The sequence below is a fragment of the Clostridium minihomine genome (assembly GCF_900240385.1).
Taxonomy (GTDB): Bacteria; Bacillota; Clostridia; order Oscillospirales; family Acutalibacteraceae; genus Faecalispora; species Faecalispora minihomine.
Genome location: NZ_OEQH01000001.1, coordinates 550872 through 565612, shown reverse-complemented (window position 1 = coordinate 565612; position 14741 = coordinate 550872). Strand labels below are relative to the sequence as shown.

Sequence of the window (14741 nt, the reverse complement as noted above, 5' to 3'; positions counted from 1 at the left end):
TTTTTAAAATAAAAAGCTGTATCCACAGGGAACCGCTATCCTAGAAAAAACGAAATCCGATTTAACACTATCCGATTTCTTTCAACTTTACCGGACGACCTTCTTTTAAAGACTTCTCTGCCGCATAAGCAATCTTTACCGGCTGCAACCCATCAAATCCGGTAACCGGAATCGGTTTGTCAAAAAGCACCGCATCGGTAAATGCCTGGGCTTCGGCAATAAATGCGTTGTTGTACCGTTCCAGGAAAAACCAGGTGGGCTTCGCTATCTGAACACCCTCAGCGGTGGAAATCATAGACATATCATTTAGATCATTGGCTACCTGAACGCAGCCCTTATCGCAATGAACCTCGGTACGCTGATCATACCCATAATGAGCAGCCCGGCTGTTGTCAATCACTCCAAGAGCTCCGTTTTCAAATTTCATGGTAACAACGGCAGTATCAATATCGCCATATTGCTCATATCCAGCCCCCGAAAGCGCCGCGCCGTATGCCATCACTTCCACAACCTCACTGCCGGCCAGATACCGCACCATATCAAAATCATGAATGGTCATATCCAAAAAAATTCCGCCGGAAACCTTTATGTAATCCATGGATTGGTGATCCGGATCCCGAGAAGTCACCTTTATCATATGGGGCTTTCCCAAAACCCCGGAAGCCACCGTATCATGAACCATTTTGTGATTATGGTCAAAGCGCCTGACAAAACCAACCTGCATCTTCACATTGGACTTTTCCACTTGTTCAATGGCTTTTTTGATTTTTTTTAGATCGGTATCAATGGGTTTTTCACAGAAAATATGTTTTCCCGCAGCCGCGGCACGCTGAATAAAATCTGCATGTGTTTTGGTAGAAGAGCAAATAAAGACTGCATCGATGGTGGGATCTTCAAAAATTTTTTGGGGATCTTCATAGCACTGGGGAATGCCCAGCTCTTGGGCCCACTGACGTATGTCATCATTGATAAAGGGATCTGCAATGGCATACAGTTCCACGTTTGGAACCGCATGGGCTAAATTTTCACCGTGCAGTTTACCAATGCGCCCCGCGCCCAGCAGACCTACTCTTAACTTCTGATTCATATAAAACCTCATCCTTTTCTACAAACATATTCCCATTTCTTTGGTTGGGGCAATCCCCTAAAAACCAAAAAAACATCTTACAGAACTACAAATTAAATACCGGTTTGCTCTTTTATGTATTTGCGTGCCAAAACAGCGTAATCATAAGGGTTATAAATGTAGGGATTTTGTTCTGCTTCCACAACCAGCCAGCCTTTATAATTTCTCTCTTCCAAAATTTTAAATACCGATGGAAAATCCACACATCCTTCCGGATCACCCGGAATGGTGAAGGCACCTTCCAAAACAGATTCCAAAAAGCTCAGCCGTTCCTTACGGCAGCGTTCTACCACATCTTTGCGGATGTTCTTCAGGTGAACGTGTTTCACACGATCGAAATGTTTTTCCAGAACTGCCACGGGATCCTCGCCCGAAAAAGCCAGATGTCCGGTATCATAAATCAGGTTGACATAGCGGGGATCGGTCAGCTCCATCAGCTTATCAATTTCTTCTGCAGTCTGTACTGTGGTTGTCATATGATGGTGATAAACCAGTTCCATGCCGTTATCCAATGCCAGTTTTCCCAGCTTGTTCAGTCCGGCCGCCAGTTCCGCCCAAATTTTATCATCGTGAATGCAGAACTTTTCTAACACGCTGGTGCGAGAACGGTGCTGAATGCTAAAGCTTTGATCCGACACGTTAATCAGCTGTGCTCCGGCAGACTTTAAGAAATACATGTGATCGCGAAAGTCCCGTTCTACCATCCAATAAGGCTGTTCATTTAAATAGGAGCTGAACCATTTGGTGATTACTTGCAGGCCGCGGCGGGAGCATTCTTCGCGCACCACTTTGGCATCATGAGGGAATTTGCAGCCGATTTCGGTTCCTTCATACCCAGTCAATTTGATTTCACTTAGAATCTGCAAAAAGTTTGTTTCTTTGCCATACTCCGGCATATCATCTTCAGCCCACGCGATCGGAGCAATGCCCAGTTTAATGTTTTCGCGTTTTAACATCGTGATATCCTCCTTATTTGTTTTTTATAGTAAGATTGGCCGTTGCCGCCCCCTCTTTCTTTTTAGCGGCAGACGGATCACCTCATAACATAAAACTGCAATTAATACATTCTGGCATTCTGCAATTTTCCGTCAATTAACTCACGCGCCTTTTTCACCTTTTCGCTCTTGCTGGTCGTGGCTAACCCAAAGTGCCACCAGCTGTCATATCCCTCACACATGGTTTTGGGCAATACCTTGGCGTCAATCACACAGCTGACGCTTTGCTTTTTGGCATCTTCTAAAGCGGCACGGAATTCTTCGGGAGTCTTGGCAGTATAGCCTTTAAACCCATAGCCCTCGCCGATTTTGGCAAAGCTGGTGTAAATGTACTTTCCGTCGGTTTTACCGGTCTGTTCATCGCGGTAACGCATCTCGGTACAAAGGCTGCCGATTCCGTTTCCCATTTGAAGATTATTGATGCAGCCAAAGGCGGCGTTATCAAAAACCACCACGGTAATCTTCTTCTGCTCCTGCACTGCGGTTGCCATTTCACTGTTCAGCATCAGGAAAGAGCCGTCGCCAACCAGCGCATAAACCTCTTTATCCGGTGCCGCCAGCTTGGAACCCAAAGCACCCGCTATTTCATAGCCCATGCAGGAATAGCCATACTCCATGTTGTAACTGTCTTTTTCATCGGTTCTCCAAAGTCTGGCCAAATCAGCCGGCAAGCTGCCTGCTGCTGCTACCACGATGGAATCCTTGGGAATTACTTCCTGCAGAATTGCCACTGCATTGCTTTCACCGATGATTCCACCGATATCGGCAATATAATCGTCGATGATTTTCTGAGTCCAGCTGGGCACACAAGGGACAAAACCCTTTTCACAATAAGTAGCGCTGAGCACTTTTTTGCGCTCTTTTTCCCAATCTGCCTGCACCTTTTCCAGTTCCCCCTCGGCATATCCGGTGCGATACCCTCTGTTTTCCAACTCGCCAAAAATGATCTCTAAATTCACCTTGGCGTCACCCACAACGCGAACGGCATCCAGCTTTTGGGCATCAAATTCCGCAGTATTCAGTGCCACAAACTTCACATCTGGATTGCGAAAAATTTCTTTAGAGCCAGTTACGAAGTCATTAAAGCGAGTGCCGATTCCAAACACCACATCTGCCTTGGTGGCAATGGCGTTGCCCGCCTGTGTACCGGACACACCGCCCACGCCCATATTCATGGGGCTGGAACCCTTAGTGCTGCTTTTCCCGGCCTGTGTTTCCGCATAAGGAATTTTCATCTTTTCACATGCCTTTTGCAATGCCTCGCCCGCTTCGGAATACCGAACCCCACCGCCGGCAATCACATAAGGGCGCTTACTTTTGCTCAAAAGTTCCACGGCTCTTTCGATTTCTCCGGAATCCGCTATACGGCGCGGTATGTAATGCACTCTTTTGTGGAAGAAATAATCCGGATATTCAAAACTTTCTCCCTGCACATCCTGCGGGAGCGCAATGCAAACCGCACCGCAGTTGGCGGTATCCGTCAGCGCGCGCATAGCGTTGATTAGGGCAGTCATCAGCTGTTCCGGGCGAGTAACCCGATCCCAATAGCGGCACACCGGCCGAAAAGCGTCATTGGTGGTAATAGAAAGATCATGCTTTTGCTCAAATTGCTGCAAAACAGGGTCCGGCTGGCGGGTGGCAAAGGTATCTGAAGGAAACAGCAACAGCGGAATATTATTGACAGTTGCTGTGGCCGCTGCCGTAATCATATTGGCAGCCCCCGGACCTACCGATGAAGTACAGGCAATGATTCTGCGGCGGTTGTTTTGTTTTGCATAGCTGATTGCCGCATGAGCCATTCCCTGCTCGTTGCGCCCTTGATACACCCTCAGTTTTCCGGGGTCTTCCTCCAGTGCCTGACCAAGCCCTGCCACCATGCCATGGCCAAAGATGGTGAAGATGCCGTCTATAAACCGGTGCTCTGTTCCATCCATACTCACATACTGCTGGTTCAGGAATTTGACAACGGCCTGGCCCACGGTCATTTTGGTTCGTTTCATATCCATCGTCCTTTCTAAAAGTGACTTCGCTGTATTTATGCAAACCAGAAGAAATAGAAATTTTTAATAACCATTTTTCGTCCGGCTTCTTTGCAACGCTATTTAAAAATGCAATAAAATTTATACAAAATATTATAATATGATTCAAATTATATATTGTAAACGTTTACGGAATCTTAATGACTGCATTATATACAATAAAATTTTAATAATCAAGTGGTATGTTTAAAAAATCTATGCAAAATGAATAATTTGTGAGTTTTGATAAAAAGAGCTTGTCCCTTTTAAACAACCATACAATTTTAATCTTTGATCCCTAAACTCATTGTTTTAGATCTCCAAATGCCTTAAAATAGTATTTTCCGTCAACGTTTACACTGCTTTCGTATGCTATGAAATCTGACGCTTTGATTTTGAGATCAAACTTTTTGGTACCCATTTCTATTTTAATCCAAAGAATTTATTTCAAAAGAAACGATATCAACGAGTTTCGCAATTCAGAAAGAAACAGATTCAGAAAAAAAGGCATAAAACTCCAAAAAAGCTCCATTTTATTTTAAAATAAGATATTTTATAAAATACACCCCAGTTTACTTGAAATTACTTTTGCTTTTTTGTTATAATAAAAACAAACAAAAATCTCTTCGGAGACTTTCGGGCATAAGGAGTAGAATTATGCGTGTAAAAGACAGTGCCGTTTTGGGCGACTTTGTTTACGAACAGATCAAAGAAATGATTTTAACCCGCAAAATTAAATGCGGAGAAAAAATTCAGGAACAGTTAATCGAAAAGGAATTGGGTGTAAGCCGCACCCCCGTGCGTGAGGCAGTCCGCCGATTATCTAACGAGGGAATTGTCGTGCTATACCCCAACCGCCATGCCGAAGTGATCAGTTTTGACAAACAATCCATACAGGATTTGGGCATGGTACGCATCACCATGGATTGTCTTGCAGCTCAGCTTTCCATACAAAACGGCAGCAACCGCGATTTTGATGAACTGAAGGTGATTGCCGAGAAATGTGAAGCTGCCCACAATCAAAATGATCTGTTTCAGCAAATTTCCTATGACTCTCAGTTCCATTTGAAGCTGGTGGAAATCAGCGAAAACAGTATCCTCATTAATATTTTGAATAACATACTGTTAAAGACACAACTGCTTCAAACCGCTTTGATCGAGGATACTGCTTCTACTGTGTGCGACATTCATCACCATCAGGTTATGATGAAAGCGCTCTATGAACGCAATTTGCCGGATATGCTGAATGCCATTCAAAGTCATTTGTGTCCTTTTTACGGAATACAAATGCAGGATATTCACCCGGTGCAGTTCCAGCTTTGAAAACTAAAATCCAACAAAAATGCCGCATGGTTAAAATCCATGCGGCATTTTTGTTTTATTTGACAACAAATTTCTTTAAAAAACAGACTTTCTGCACTTGACACCCCAAATGATTAATTATATAATTTCATTGAATTATATAAAATTATAATAATATTATATAATTATCACTATAGTATATTCACACTTTACAAAAGTGAATTGGACGAAAGCGAGGAGAACAGAATGGAACAAAAGCAAAATCCAAAGGCCTTCGCTCAGGAAATCCGGATCAGTGTGCTAAAAGCGTTGGAAAATTTGGGGTTCGGCCATATCGGCGGCGCGATGTCTGCGTCTGACGTCATCGCTGTCCTGTATGGCGAAGTCATGAAAATTGATCCCCAAAAGCCTGACTGGGAAGAAAGAGATTACTTTGTCATGTCCAAGGGTCATGCCGGCCCCGCCCTTTATGCGGCACTGGCGCTGCGCGGATATTTTCCGTTGGAAGAACTGAAAACCATCAACACCAACGGTACCCGGCTGCCCAGCCACTGTGACCGAAACAGCACCCCCGGAATTGACATGACCACCGGTTCTTTGGGGCAGGGGATGTCCACTGCCATCGGAATCGCCCACGGCAACAAACTTTTGGGAAAATCCAATTATACTTATCTGCTATTAGGTGACGGTGAATGTCAGGAAGGCCAGATTTGGGAAGGGGCTTTGTATGCTCCCCAGCAAAAATTGTCACACCTGATAGCGTTTATTGATTACAACAAGCAGCAGCTTGACGGCTATACCAAAGACATTTGCGATCTGGATGATTTATGCCAGAAATTCCGTGATTTTGGCTGGTATGCGCTGGAAGTAGACGGGCACAATGTGGACGCAATTGCCCATGCCATTGCACTTGGCAAACAGCAACAGGAAAAACCGGTAATGATACTTCTTCACACTCAAAAAGGAAAAGGCTGCGATTTTGCAGAAGGAGTTCTTTACAACCATCATATGACCTTTACCAAAGAACAATGTGAAAACGCCATCCGTCATCTTCAAAAGGAGGGATGCTGAATGACTTATCAGGTATGCAGCCGTCTGGAACAGGAAAAGCTTGCAATGCGCGATGTGTATGCCAACACGATGATCGATCTGGCATCGAAAAATGATAAAATTGTTGCCTTGGATGCCGACTTAATGAATTCGGTGGGAATGGTGAAGTTCGCAAAGGAATTCCCTGACCGGATGATCAACTGCGGTATTATGGAAGCCAACATGATAGGCACTGCAGCCGGGATGTCGGCGGTGGGCCTTATCCCCCATTGCCACACCTTTGCCTGCTTTGCCACGCGCCGGGCATTGGATCAGATTTTTGTTTCCGCTGCCTTTGCCAGAGCCAACATCCGCATTATCGGCAGTGACCCCGGAATCACCGCCGCTTTTAACGGGGCAACTCACATGTCTTTTGAAGACGTTGGCTCTTTGCGTGACGTTCCCGGCGTTACCATTATCGAACCCACCGATTGCGTAATGCTGGAAGATGTTCTTCGGCAGCTGGAACACGAGTATGGCGTATTCTATATTCGTCTTTCCCGAAAAAACGCTGTAAAAATTTATGAAGACGGCTCCACCTTTTCCATCGGAAAAGCAGCGGCTCTTCGCCAAGGCAAAGACGTCACGCTGATTTCCTCTGGAATCTGTGTGGCCGAATCTATGAAGGCAGCACAAATTTTGCAAGAAAAAGGGATTGATGCCGCCGTACTCAATCTGTTTACCATCAAACCCATTGATCGGGACGCCATTGAACAGGCCGCGCGAACCACCGGGGCCATTGTCACTGCGGAAAACCATAACATCCACAACGGACTGGGAAGCGCAGTGGCAGAAGTGTTGGCCGCCACCTGCCCCGTTCCCATGGAACAGGTGGGAGTCCGCGATCAGTTCGGCCAAGTGGGTTCCGTAGATTTCCTGATGAAGCAATTCGGTCTGTCTGCCGATCATATTGTGGAAAAGGCAATCCGTGCAGTTGAGCGAAAGACCTGACAAAACCAGTATTCCAGATGGCTTTTTCAGCCATCAGAAAGAAGGAGATTTGAATGAAATTAACCTCAAACGGCTTGTCTCATGGCTATAACGCCATGGTAAAACAAGAAATAAATACCGACATGAATATGGATTTCGGCGTTCAGTGCATGAAACAAGGTGATAACGTTTCCTTTCAGTCCGAAAAAGAATCCATTTATGTGCTGATAACCGGAAAAATCACCTATCAGTGGGGCAAAAACCAAGAAACCGTGGAGCGAAAATCTTGCTTTCATGAGGATCCCATTCTGCTTCATGTGCCCGGCAATACCGATGTGAAGATTCTGTGCGAATCCCAATCTGCAGAAGTTGCCATCCAGCGCACCACAAACGCCAAACAGTTTCAGCCCCGCCTGCTGAAAAGTCAGGATCTTCTGTGCGCTTCTGAAAAACGAGGTGCCGGACTGATGAACGAAGCTTCCACACGCATTGTCCGCACGTTCTTTGACCGCTCCACCTGCCCAGAAACCAATTTCTTCATCGGTGAAGTTGTCAGCTTCCCGGGCAAATGGTCCAGCTATCCGCCCCACTCTCACATTGAGCCAGAGATTTATTTCTATAAATTCCTGCCCGAAAACGGTTATGGCTATGCAGAAATCGGCGATGAAGTGTTTAAAGTCCGGAATAATGATCTGACCGGAATGCCCAACGGCCTGACACACAGCCAGGCCACGGCACCCGGATATGCGGAGTATTATATTTGGGTCATCCGCCTGCGCGAAGAGGCCGATTTGGTGACGACTGTAGTTCCGGAACACGCATGGGTTGCCGAAAAAGACGCCAAGTATTTCCCAGATATTTAACTGTGCCTGCGGTTCCCTTCCGGAATTCTCTCTGGAAGGGAACACAAAACCATGAAAGGAGCAATCAAGATTATGATGAGTTTTATCGTAAAGCCTTCCCTTTCAGACTGTGAAAGCTTGCTTTCTTTTTTTGACCAATGGAAAGTAGGCGCTCGTGACCTGATTATTACCAACCGGTATGTATTAGAGCCCCAACTGAATGGGCAGGACGCCCCTTGCGACTGCCTGTATCAGGAAGAGTACGGCAAAGGGGAACCTTCTGATGAAATGATAGATGCCATGCTCAGCGCTATTCGGGGCAAACAATACGAGCGAATCATCGCCATTGGCGGCGGTACCGTAATTGACATTTCAAAACTTTTTGTGTTTGGGGATGGATTATCCTGCGAAGAAATTTTTGAAAAAGGCGATGTACTCCCCCGCAAACGCAGACTCATTTTAATTCCCACCACCTGCGGCACCGGCAGTGAAGTGACAGGAATTTCGATTGCCGAATTTAAGAAAAGACATACCAAAATCGGGCTGGCTGTTCCCGCTTTATATGCCGATGAAGCAGTACTCATCCCCTCTTTACTGAGTACGCTTCCTTATGAAGTATTTGCCACCAGCTCGATTGACGCACTGATTCATGCGGTAGAATCTTATGTATCACCCAAAGCCAACGCCTTTACCCGCGCCATGGGGCGCAGTGCCATCGAACTGATTTTAAAAGGCTATCAGGAAATTGCCATGTCCCAAAAACAACAGCTTCCCCAAAACATGTCGGTCTTTCTAACCGCCAGCACCATGGCGGGAATCGCCTTCAGCAATGCCGGGTGTGCAGCAGTTCACGCTTTGAGTTATCCGATTGGCGGAGAGTACCACATTCCCCATGGGAAGGCCAATTATATGGTGTTTGCCAAGGTATTTGAAAAATACCGAGAGCTAAAAGCCGATTTAAGCCCCCTGGAGGATGTGCTGAAAGATATTTTCCAACTGAGATCCCGGCAAGAAGTATGGGTTCCTTTTTTCTCGTTGCTGGATCATATTCTGACTCGCCTGCCCTTAGAAGAACTGGGTGTTGACGAAGCGAAATGCGCTGAAATGGCCGCATCCGTCATTCAAAATCAGCAGCGTCTGCTTCAAAACAACCCGGTGGAATTATCCGAAGAAACGATAAAACAGATTTACATACGCTGCATGCAATCATAAGCGTTCTTTCCTCCCTGTGTTGCGATGAATGGGGAAAGACAGGTTTTTATAGAGAGTGTGGGATTGCGGCAAATTTTTGACAACAGCCTGCGAACTTTATTGGGGAGCCACTTGGGTTTTTTCATTCCCGCAATCCTATCGCTCTTAACTATATCCATTTTCGATTTTAAATGCAGCGTTTGCCCGCTGTTCCCCGGCAGCGGCTTTGCATCTAACTCGCTTTTAAAAAGGGGAATGCCCCTGAAAAGCCACCAAGCAATGGAGGAAAACCAGATATGGAACTTTCCTTATCCTTTTTTATTTTTGTTTTCTTAATTCTTTTTCTTTCCTTTTTTGTAAAAGGATTGGCCGGATTTGGCGATCCTTTAATTTCTAACCCATTATTGGCTTTGTTTTTGGAAAACAAACTGATCTCTCCGGCCAATCTGTGTTTCAGCACACCGGTTAACGCCTATCTGTCCTGGAAAAACCGGCACGCCTTTTGCATAAAAAGCACACTTCCCATGGCCTTGTGCATTTTATGCGGCGTCATTCCGGGAGCCATGCTGCTAAAATATGGTTCTTCCTGGTTTTTAAAAGCGTTATTAGGACTTCTGATTCTAGCGATCGGCCTTGAGATGATCACACGAAAACAAGCCAAACCAATTCACCCCAATCGGATTATAATGGCTGTTGTGTGTTTTTGTTCGGGAATCACAGCAGGACTTTACGGCATCAATTTATTCTTTGTTGCTTACGTGGAACGAGTCGCAAAAGGCCGCGAAGAATTTCGAGGAAATATCTGTTTTATTTTCTTGATTGAAAACCTGTTCCGCTTCATCGTTTACTTTTTCAGTGGGGTCATTACCCGGGAAGTACTGCTTCTTACCTTAATTGCATTGCCCGGCATGGCCGCAGGACTGTGGGCCGGTTCTATGGTGGACAAAAAAGTAAGCGACACCGCAATCCGCTGCCTTACCATCGCCGTTTTTATGCTGAGCGGCGCCAGCGTGCTTATCAAAGCTTTTTTCGATATCCCATGGTAATACAAAGAAGAGGGAAGGCAAAATGGCCTTCCCTCTTCTTTGTATTATTTTTTATAAAGTGACTGTGGTGGAACGAACAATCAGCTCTGGCCGAAGCGTTATCTTCTGCACATAATTTTCCGGCATCGTTTCAATGGCCTGAATCAGCATTTCTGTGGCCAGCTGCCCGATTTTTTCAACGGGCTGTGCAATAGTGGTCAGGCGTATTTGCGGCAACGAGGCCATCACCCCGTCGTCGAATCCGATCACGCCCAGCTGTTTTGGGGGAACAATCCCCGATTCTTCGGCTCTTTGCATCACGCCCAAAGCAATCAGGTCATTATAACAGCAAACCGCATCTGGAATCTGCCCTGCTGCAATCAGACGATCCATTACCTGATACCCACTGCGAATGGTATTTTCACTATCACCATAATGAATTAACGATTCTTCGGCCGAATATTGATAAGCTGCCAACGCTTTTTTAAATCCTTGTATGCGCAGCTGAACCGAAAGGGCTTCTTTAGAGCCGCCAATATAAAATATTTTTTGATATCCGCACCGAATCAGATGTTCCGCCGCCATAAATCCACCGGCAACATTTTCAATATCAATATAACTGGTATCTTCCTCATCAATATGACTGACTAAAATTTTGGGGATTTTTAAATGGCTGTACTGATTCACGGTTTCACAGGCAGGCTTCATGATAATCCCATCCACTTGCTTTTCCTGAATAAATCCCAGCTTTTTCCGCTCCATTTCCAAATCATAATAGGTATTGCAAAGCACCGTGTTGTATCCCCGTTTATAAGCTTCTTTATCTACAGAAAGAGCAATTCCCCCAAAAAAGGGATGAGAAATATCGGGCACCATAAACGCAATGCTGTAACTCTGTTTTGTTACCAGACTTCGGGCGATTGCGTTGGGCTGATATCCCTGCTGCTTCATAATTTTAAGTATATGTGCCCTGGTTTCCGGTTTCACACCGGGCCGGTTATTCAGCACTCTGGATACTGTCCCATAAGAAACGCCAGCAAGCTGTGCAATGTCTTTAATGGTTAATCCCACAATACGACACCTCAATTAACATGATTGGAAAAATCAAAAGATGTCCAAATTATATCGCCTGACACTCTGCTTTGTCAACGTGAAATTTAGCTCTTTTTACTGCTGGAAAATGCAGACCTATCTTAGCAAATAACTAGATTCAAAAGGAAACGCCATGTTTGAGTAATGCGGGCGCACCTGCCCCAATATTACTATTTCTAAGAAATCTTTTGCAGGACACAAAGGAATCTTCCCATGCACTAAGAATCTTGCGTAAACATACAGAATTTGATTCTTTTTAAGGACAAGCCTTACTATGCTTTGCCGCCTTTTAATATCATTTTATCCAAAGCGGCAGCCAGTTGATCGGGACATGACGTGTTGTTTCTGCAAACAATCCCACGCAGTCTTTTCGCCGCTTCTTCAACAGGCATATCTTCCAGCAGCCTGCTGATTCCCTGTAAATTCCCGGGACAGCCTCCGGTAAAATGGACATTTTTCAGGCGCCCGTTTTCCACATCAAAATCTATTTTTTTAGAACATACCCCTTGTGGAATATATTGATACATTGTTATCCTCCATTCTGATATCCGGTCTATTTTTCACCAAAACAAATTTTTTCCATTATCAGCAAATTATTTTCTCTTTTTCATTTCAGAACCACAAATCAATATTAAAAGCCACAAACCCGCATTTCTGCTGCATTCGTGGCTCTATTTATTTTATTTTCACTCTGTTTCAAATTCATTTTCAGTGCTTTTGGGTATTTGTATTCTCAAAAACACCGTCCAAATTTAAGGATGTTTTTATTGAAGTGGCTTTCGTGTACTTTTCATGCACCTCAGTTTCAGGCATATCATAACTATCACGATTTTGGATATTGTATCACATTTCCCTCTAAATCTCAATATGAAAGAACGGTGATACAAAGATTAACAACTAAAATAATCACGCTACCACTACATTCTTCAGGTTATTCTATCACAATCATATTTTTTAACAGCATAAATGAATCTTCACTTACAACATGCTCAATTCGCCCAGCATCTATAGAAGCGATGCTATTTGGAACACCTAAAGAAAGAAGCAGTTTATAGAATACCTCATACCGTTCTAAGACTGATGTTGCTATTTTCAATCCGATTGGAGTTAACAAAATATTCTTTTCACTATCAATGTGTATATAATTTTCACGTTCTAATTGATGGACAGCATGTGATACACTTGGGCGGGTAACATTCATTAACGCAGCTATTTCCGAAGCACGGACGCAGCCTTTTTCTCTTTTAATTAGAAGTATGCTTTTTAGGTAATTTTCCTTGGAAACAGTCACGGCTCCCATTTTCATGCTCCTTTCTGGAATTATTATTTTCAGAGTGGGCAGTATCCCAATAAATTGTAACTTCAAGATTATAATCACGCTTTAGTTGATCGGTAAGTTCCTTAATGGCACTTTGTACCTCGTTAAAGTGCGGACTTACTTTCGGGACAATTTTTAAAAATGCAACTTGTTTTTCTGGCCCAAAATCATATAAATAGAACGCGTTCATTCCAGAAAAAAAGTCATATTTTTTAACTGCATTTGAAACACCTTCCAATGTTTCTGGGCTGGCAGATTTGCCAAGCAGTAAACCCAAATGTTCCTTAAACGACGTTATTCCAGCCCAAAGAATCATCATAGCAACGATAAGGCCCGCAATACCATCAACAGGCAGCGTTGTGAACGGCGACGCAAGTAATGATAGCAGTGTGACCGCAGTCACAACAGAATCAGCTACACTATCTTTCAATGCAGCATTTAAAGCCGCCGAACCCAATTGGCGATTTACAACATGAATATAGAAAGCAAATGCTAATTTTACTGCTACCGCGAATATCTGTACGGTGAAAAGCCCGATTGTTAACGTAGGCTGTTCTGGATGCAACATATGCACAACAGCGGATTTTCCGACAGACAAAGCTGTCATAATGATCAGCATGGCAACAATAAATCCACTAATATACTCCATCCGGCCATAACCGAAAGGATGTTTTTCATCTGTCGTTTTCCCACTGAAACGAAACCCAATTGTGGTCACAAGAGAAGATGCACAGTCACCCAGATTGTTGAATCCATCTGCAATAACGGAAACACTATTGTTTAATAAGCCGAATATTAACTTTATAGAAAAGAGAAAGGCATTCACTATAATTCCGATAATGCCTGCCTTTTGTCCGACTTGCTGACGGCTGCTAACACATATATCGCTTAAATCCCTTTCTGGAATCATTCATTCTCCTGTTCTCTATTCCCACCACACCGGTGGTTTTCTCTGCTGCCATGTGCATTATGGAATGTGGGTTCACCATAATGGTTAGAACCGTGATGATGGTCGTGATGAATTTGTTCTTCATGCTCATGCATGTGATTTTTGCCACTGTTTGGGCCATGATTGCGATTATGCCAATCCTCAATCAGTCTACTTAATAAATGAACCAAGAGCCGTTGTTCCTCTTCAGATAGTGCTGAAAACAGCTCATTTGTGATCTCTTGATGATTATGAGCATATTCCGAAACAACAGCTTCGCCTAAATCAGTTATTTCAACATCAATACCACGTTTCGTTCCATCCGCTTTTGTGCGGCTAACAAGCCCTTTTCCCTCTAATTTAGTCAGTAATTCACTCAAAGAAGCAGCGCGAATCTGCATGATATCCAGCAATTCACGCTGTGTAATTTTCTCACTGGACGCCAGTAATGAAAGCACTCTTTGCTGGCTGGGATGCATTCCCGTATTTTGATGATGTCCACGACTTAACGCATGGGAACAACGTAGAAAGAGTGAGTAAAGTTTTTCCGATACAAGGTTTGGAGCTTTGTTAGTAAAATTATTGTCATTCATTCTATTAATCCTCCGTAGACGTTTTAAATTAGGTACCTAATAAACATGATAATAGCATGTAATATTTCTGATGTCAAGCATTATTTTAGGTACCTAAATATAGCTTTTATCTGTTGCGAAACCGTAGAATATCGCAACAGATAATCTACGTTCTAATCGACAAGCAGGTAAAACATATTGACACTTGCACATTTTGGGGGTGCCTCCTCCCTTGCAACTTCGGGTCAATTTGGCCCCAAGTTATACAAGCGCTTTTCTGAAAAATAAGCAAATAAAAAGACACCTGTCCAAG

The 14741-nt window shown here is 44.0% G+C and carries 14 protein-coding genes; 6 read left to right on the top strand and 8 right to left on the bottom strand.

The window, feature by feature from the left end; all coding sequences use genetic code 11:
- Window positions 1–67 precede the first annotated feature (67 nt).
- The 3 genes from iolG to iolD form a co-directional block, all read right to left on the bottom strand.
- The gene (gene iolG, locus C1A02_RS02620) at window positions 68–1087 is read right to left on the bottom strand and encodes an inositol 2-dehydrogenase (RefSeq protein ID WP_101696639.1); all 1020 of its coding nucleotides are present in this window, start codon (window positions 1085–1087) and stop codon (window positions 68–70) included.
- Between the two features lie 92 nt (window positions 1088–1179).
- Window positions 1180–2082 carry a myo-inosose-2 dehydratase gene (gene iolE / locus C1A02_RS02615; RefSeq protein ID WP_101696638.1) on the bottom strand — a complete coding sequence of 301 codons (903 nt, stop codon included), beginning with the start codon at window positions 2080–2082 and terminating at the stop codon, window positions 1180–1182.
- A gap of 101 nt (window positions 2083–2183) precedes the next feature.
- Window positions 2184–4121 (bottom strand): 3D-(3,5/4)-trihydroxycyclohexane-1,2-dione acylhydrolase (decyclizing), encoded by a 1938-nt coding sequence (gene iolD, locus C1A02_RS02610; protein WP_101696637.1) that lies wholly within the window; start codon window positions 4119–4121, stop codon window positions 2184–2186.
- Window positions 4122–4796: 675 nt separating this feature from the next.
- Between iolD and C1A02_RS02605 the strand changes: the two genes are divergently transcribed.
- The 6 genes from C1A02_RS02605 (at window position 4797) to C1A02_RS02580 (ending at window position 10539) form a co-directional block, all read left to right on the top strand.
- Window positions 4797–5462: a GntR family transcriptional regulator gene (locus C1A02_RS02605; RefSeq protein WP_101696636.1), complete on the top strand. Its 666-nt coding sequence runs from the start codon at window positions 4797–4799 to the stop codon at window positions 5460–5462.
- A gap of 225 nt (window positions 5463–5687) precedes the next feature.
- Complete coding sequence (locus tag C1A02_RS02600) at window positions 5688–6512, top strand: transketolase (protein ID WP_101696635.1); 825 nt, start codon at window positions 5688–5690, stop codon at window positions 6510–6512.
- A complete protein-coding gene (locus C1A02_RS02595; RefSeq protein ID WP_101696634.1) occupies window positions 6513–7481 on the top strand; it encodes a transketolase family protein in 969 nt (322 codons plus the stop codon).
- 53 nt (window positions 7482–7534) lie between these two features.
- A complete protein-coding gene (locus C1A02_RS02590; RefSeq protein ID WP_101696633.1) occupies window positions 7535–8323 on the top strand; it encodes a 5-deoxy-glucuronate isomerase in 789 nt (262 codons plus the stop codon).
- Window positions 8324–8395: 72 nt separating this feature from the next.
- Window positions 8396–9514 carry an iron-containing alcohol dehydrogenase gene (locus tag C1A02_RS02585; RefSeq protein WP_164997136.1) on the top strand — a complete coding sequence of 373 codons (1119 nt, stop codon included), beginning with the start codon at window positions 8396–8398 and terminating at the stop codon, window positions 9512–9514.
- Window positions 9515–9789: 275 nt separating this feature from the next.
- Complete coding sequence (locus C1A02_RS02580; protein ID WP_101696631.1) at window positions 9790–10539, top strand: sulfite exporter TauE/SafE family protein; 750 nt, start codon at window positions 9790–9792, stop codon at window positions 10537–10539.
- A gap of 51 nt (window positions 10540–10590) precedes the next feature.
- Here the strand turns inward: C1A02_RS02580 and C1A02_RS02575 are convergent, their stop codons facing one another.
- The 5 genes from C1A02_RS02575 to C1A02_RS02550 all read right to left on the bottom strand — a co-directional run bounded on the left by C1A02_RS02575 (window position 10591) and on the right by C1A02_RS02550 (window position 14449).
- The gene (locus tag C1A02_RS02575; protein ID WP_164997135.1) at window positions 10591–11589 is read right to left on the bottom strand and encodes a LacI family DNA-binding transcriptional regulator; all 999 of its coding nucleotides are present in this window, start codon (window positions 11587–11589) and stop codon (window positions 10591–10593) included.
- A 293-nt stretch (window positions 11590–11882) separates the two neighbouring features.
- Window positions 11883–12137 (bottom strand): TIGR03905 family TSCPD domain-containing protein, encoded by a 255-nt coding sequence (locus C1A02_RS02570; protein WP_101696629.1) that lies wholly within the window; start codon window positions 12135–12137, stop codon window positions 11883–11885.
- A 404-nt stretch (window positions 12138–12541) separates the two neighbouring features.
- Window positions 12542–12910, bottom strand: coding sequence for a metal-dependent transcriptional regulator (locus tag C1A02_RS02560; protein ID WP_164997134.1), 369 nt, complete (start codon window positions 12908–12910; stop codon window positions 12542–12544).
- Window positions 12855–13838 carry a cation diffusion facilitator family transporter gene (locus tag C1A02_RS02555; RefSeq protein WP_101696626.1) on the bottom strand — a complete coding sequence of 328 codons (984 nt, stop codon included), beginning with the start codon at window positions 13836–13838 and terminating at the stop codon, window positions 12855–12857. Before C1A02_RS02555 ends, C1A02_RS02560 begins: the two co-directional genes overlap by 56 nt.
- A complete protein-coding gene (locus C1A02_RS02550) occupies window positions 13835–14449 on the bottom strand; it encodes a MarR family winged helix-turn-helix transcriptional regulator (RefSeq protein WP_101696625.1) in 615 nt (204 codons plus the stop codon). The genes C1A02_RS02555 and C1A02_RS02550 overlap by 4 nt, the downstream gene beginning before the upstream one ends.
- Between the last annotated feature and the right edge of the window lie 292 nt (window positions 14450–14741).

Coding starts and splice junctions, on each gene's coding strand:
- C1A02_RS02580 (WP_101696631.1), top strand. CDS start 9,790: ATGGAACTTTCCTTATCCTTTTTTATTTTTGTTTTCTTAATTCTTTTT.
- iolG (WP_101696639.1), bottom strand. CDS start 1,087: ATGAATCAGAAGTTAAGAGTAGGTCTGCTGGGCGCGGGGCGCATTGGT.
- C1A02_RS02560 (WP_164997134.1), bottom strand. CDS start 12,910: ATGGGAGCCGTGACTGTTTCCAAGGAAAATTACCTAAAAAGCATACTT.
- C1A02_RS02555 (WP_101696626.1), bottom strand. CDS start 13,838: ATGATTCCAGAAAGGGATTTAAGCGATATATGTGTTAGCAGCCGTCAG.
- C1A02_RS02595 (WP_101696634.1), top strand. CDS start 6,513: ATGACTTATCAGGTATGCAGCCGTCTGGAACAGGAAAAGCTTGCAATG.
- C1A02_RS02570 (WP_101696629.1), bottom strand. CDS start 12,137: ATGTATCAATATATTCCACAAGGGGTATGTTCTAAAAAAATAGATTTT.
- C1A02_RS02550 (WP_101696625.1), bottom strand. CDS start 14,449: ATGAATGACAATAATTTTACTAACAAAGCTCCAAACCTTGTATCGGAA.
- C1A02_RS02585 (WP_164997136.1), top strand. CDS start 8,396: ATGATGAGTTTTATCGTAAAGCCTTCCCTTTCAGACTGTGAAAGCTTG.
- C1A02_RS02600 (WP_101696635.1), top strand. CDS start 5,688: ATGGAACAAAAGCAAAATCCAAAGGCCTTCGCTCAGGAAATCCGGATC.
- C1A02_RS02605 (WP_101696636.1), top strand. CDS start 4,797: ATGCGTGTAAAAGACAGTGCCGTTTTGGGCGACTTTGTTTACGAACAG.
- C1A02_RS02590 (WP_101696633.1), top strand. CDS start 7,535: ATGAAATTAACCTCAAACGGCTTGTCTCATGGCTATAACGCCATGGTA.
- iolE (WP_101696638.1), bottom strand. CDS start 2,082: ATGTTAAAACGCGAAAACATTAAACTGGGCATTGCTCCGATCGCGTGG.
- iolD (WP_101696637.1), bottom strand. CDS start 4,121: ATGAAACGAACCAAAATGACCGTGGGCCAGGCCGTTGTCAAATTCCTG.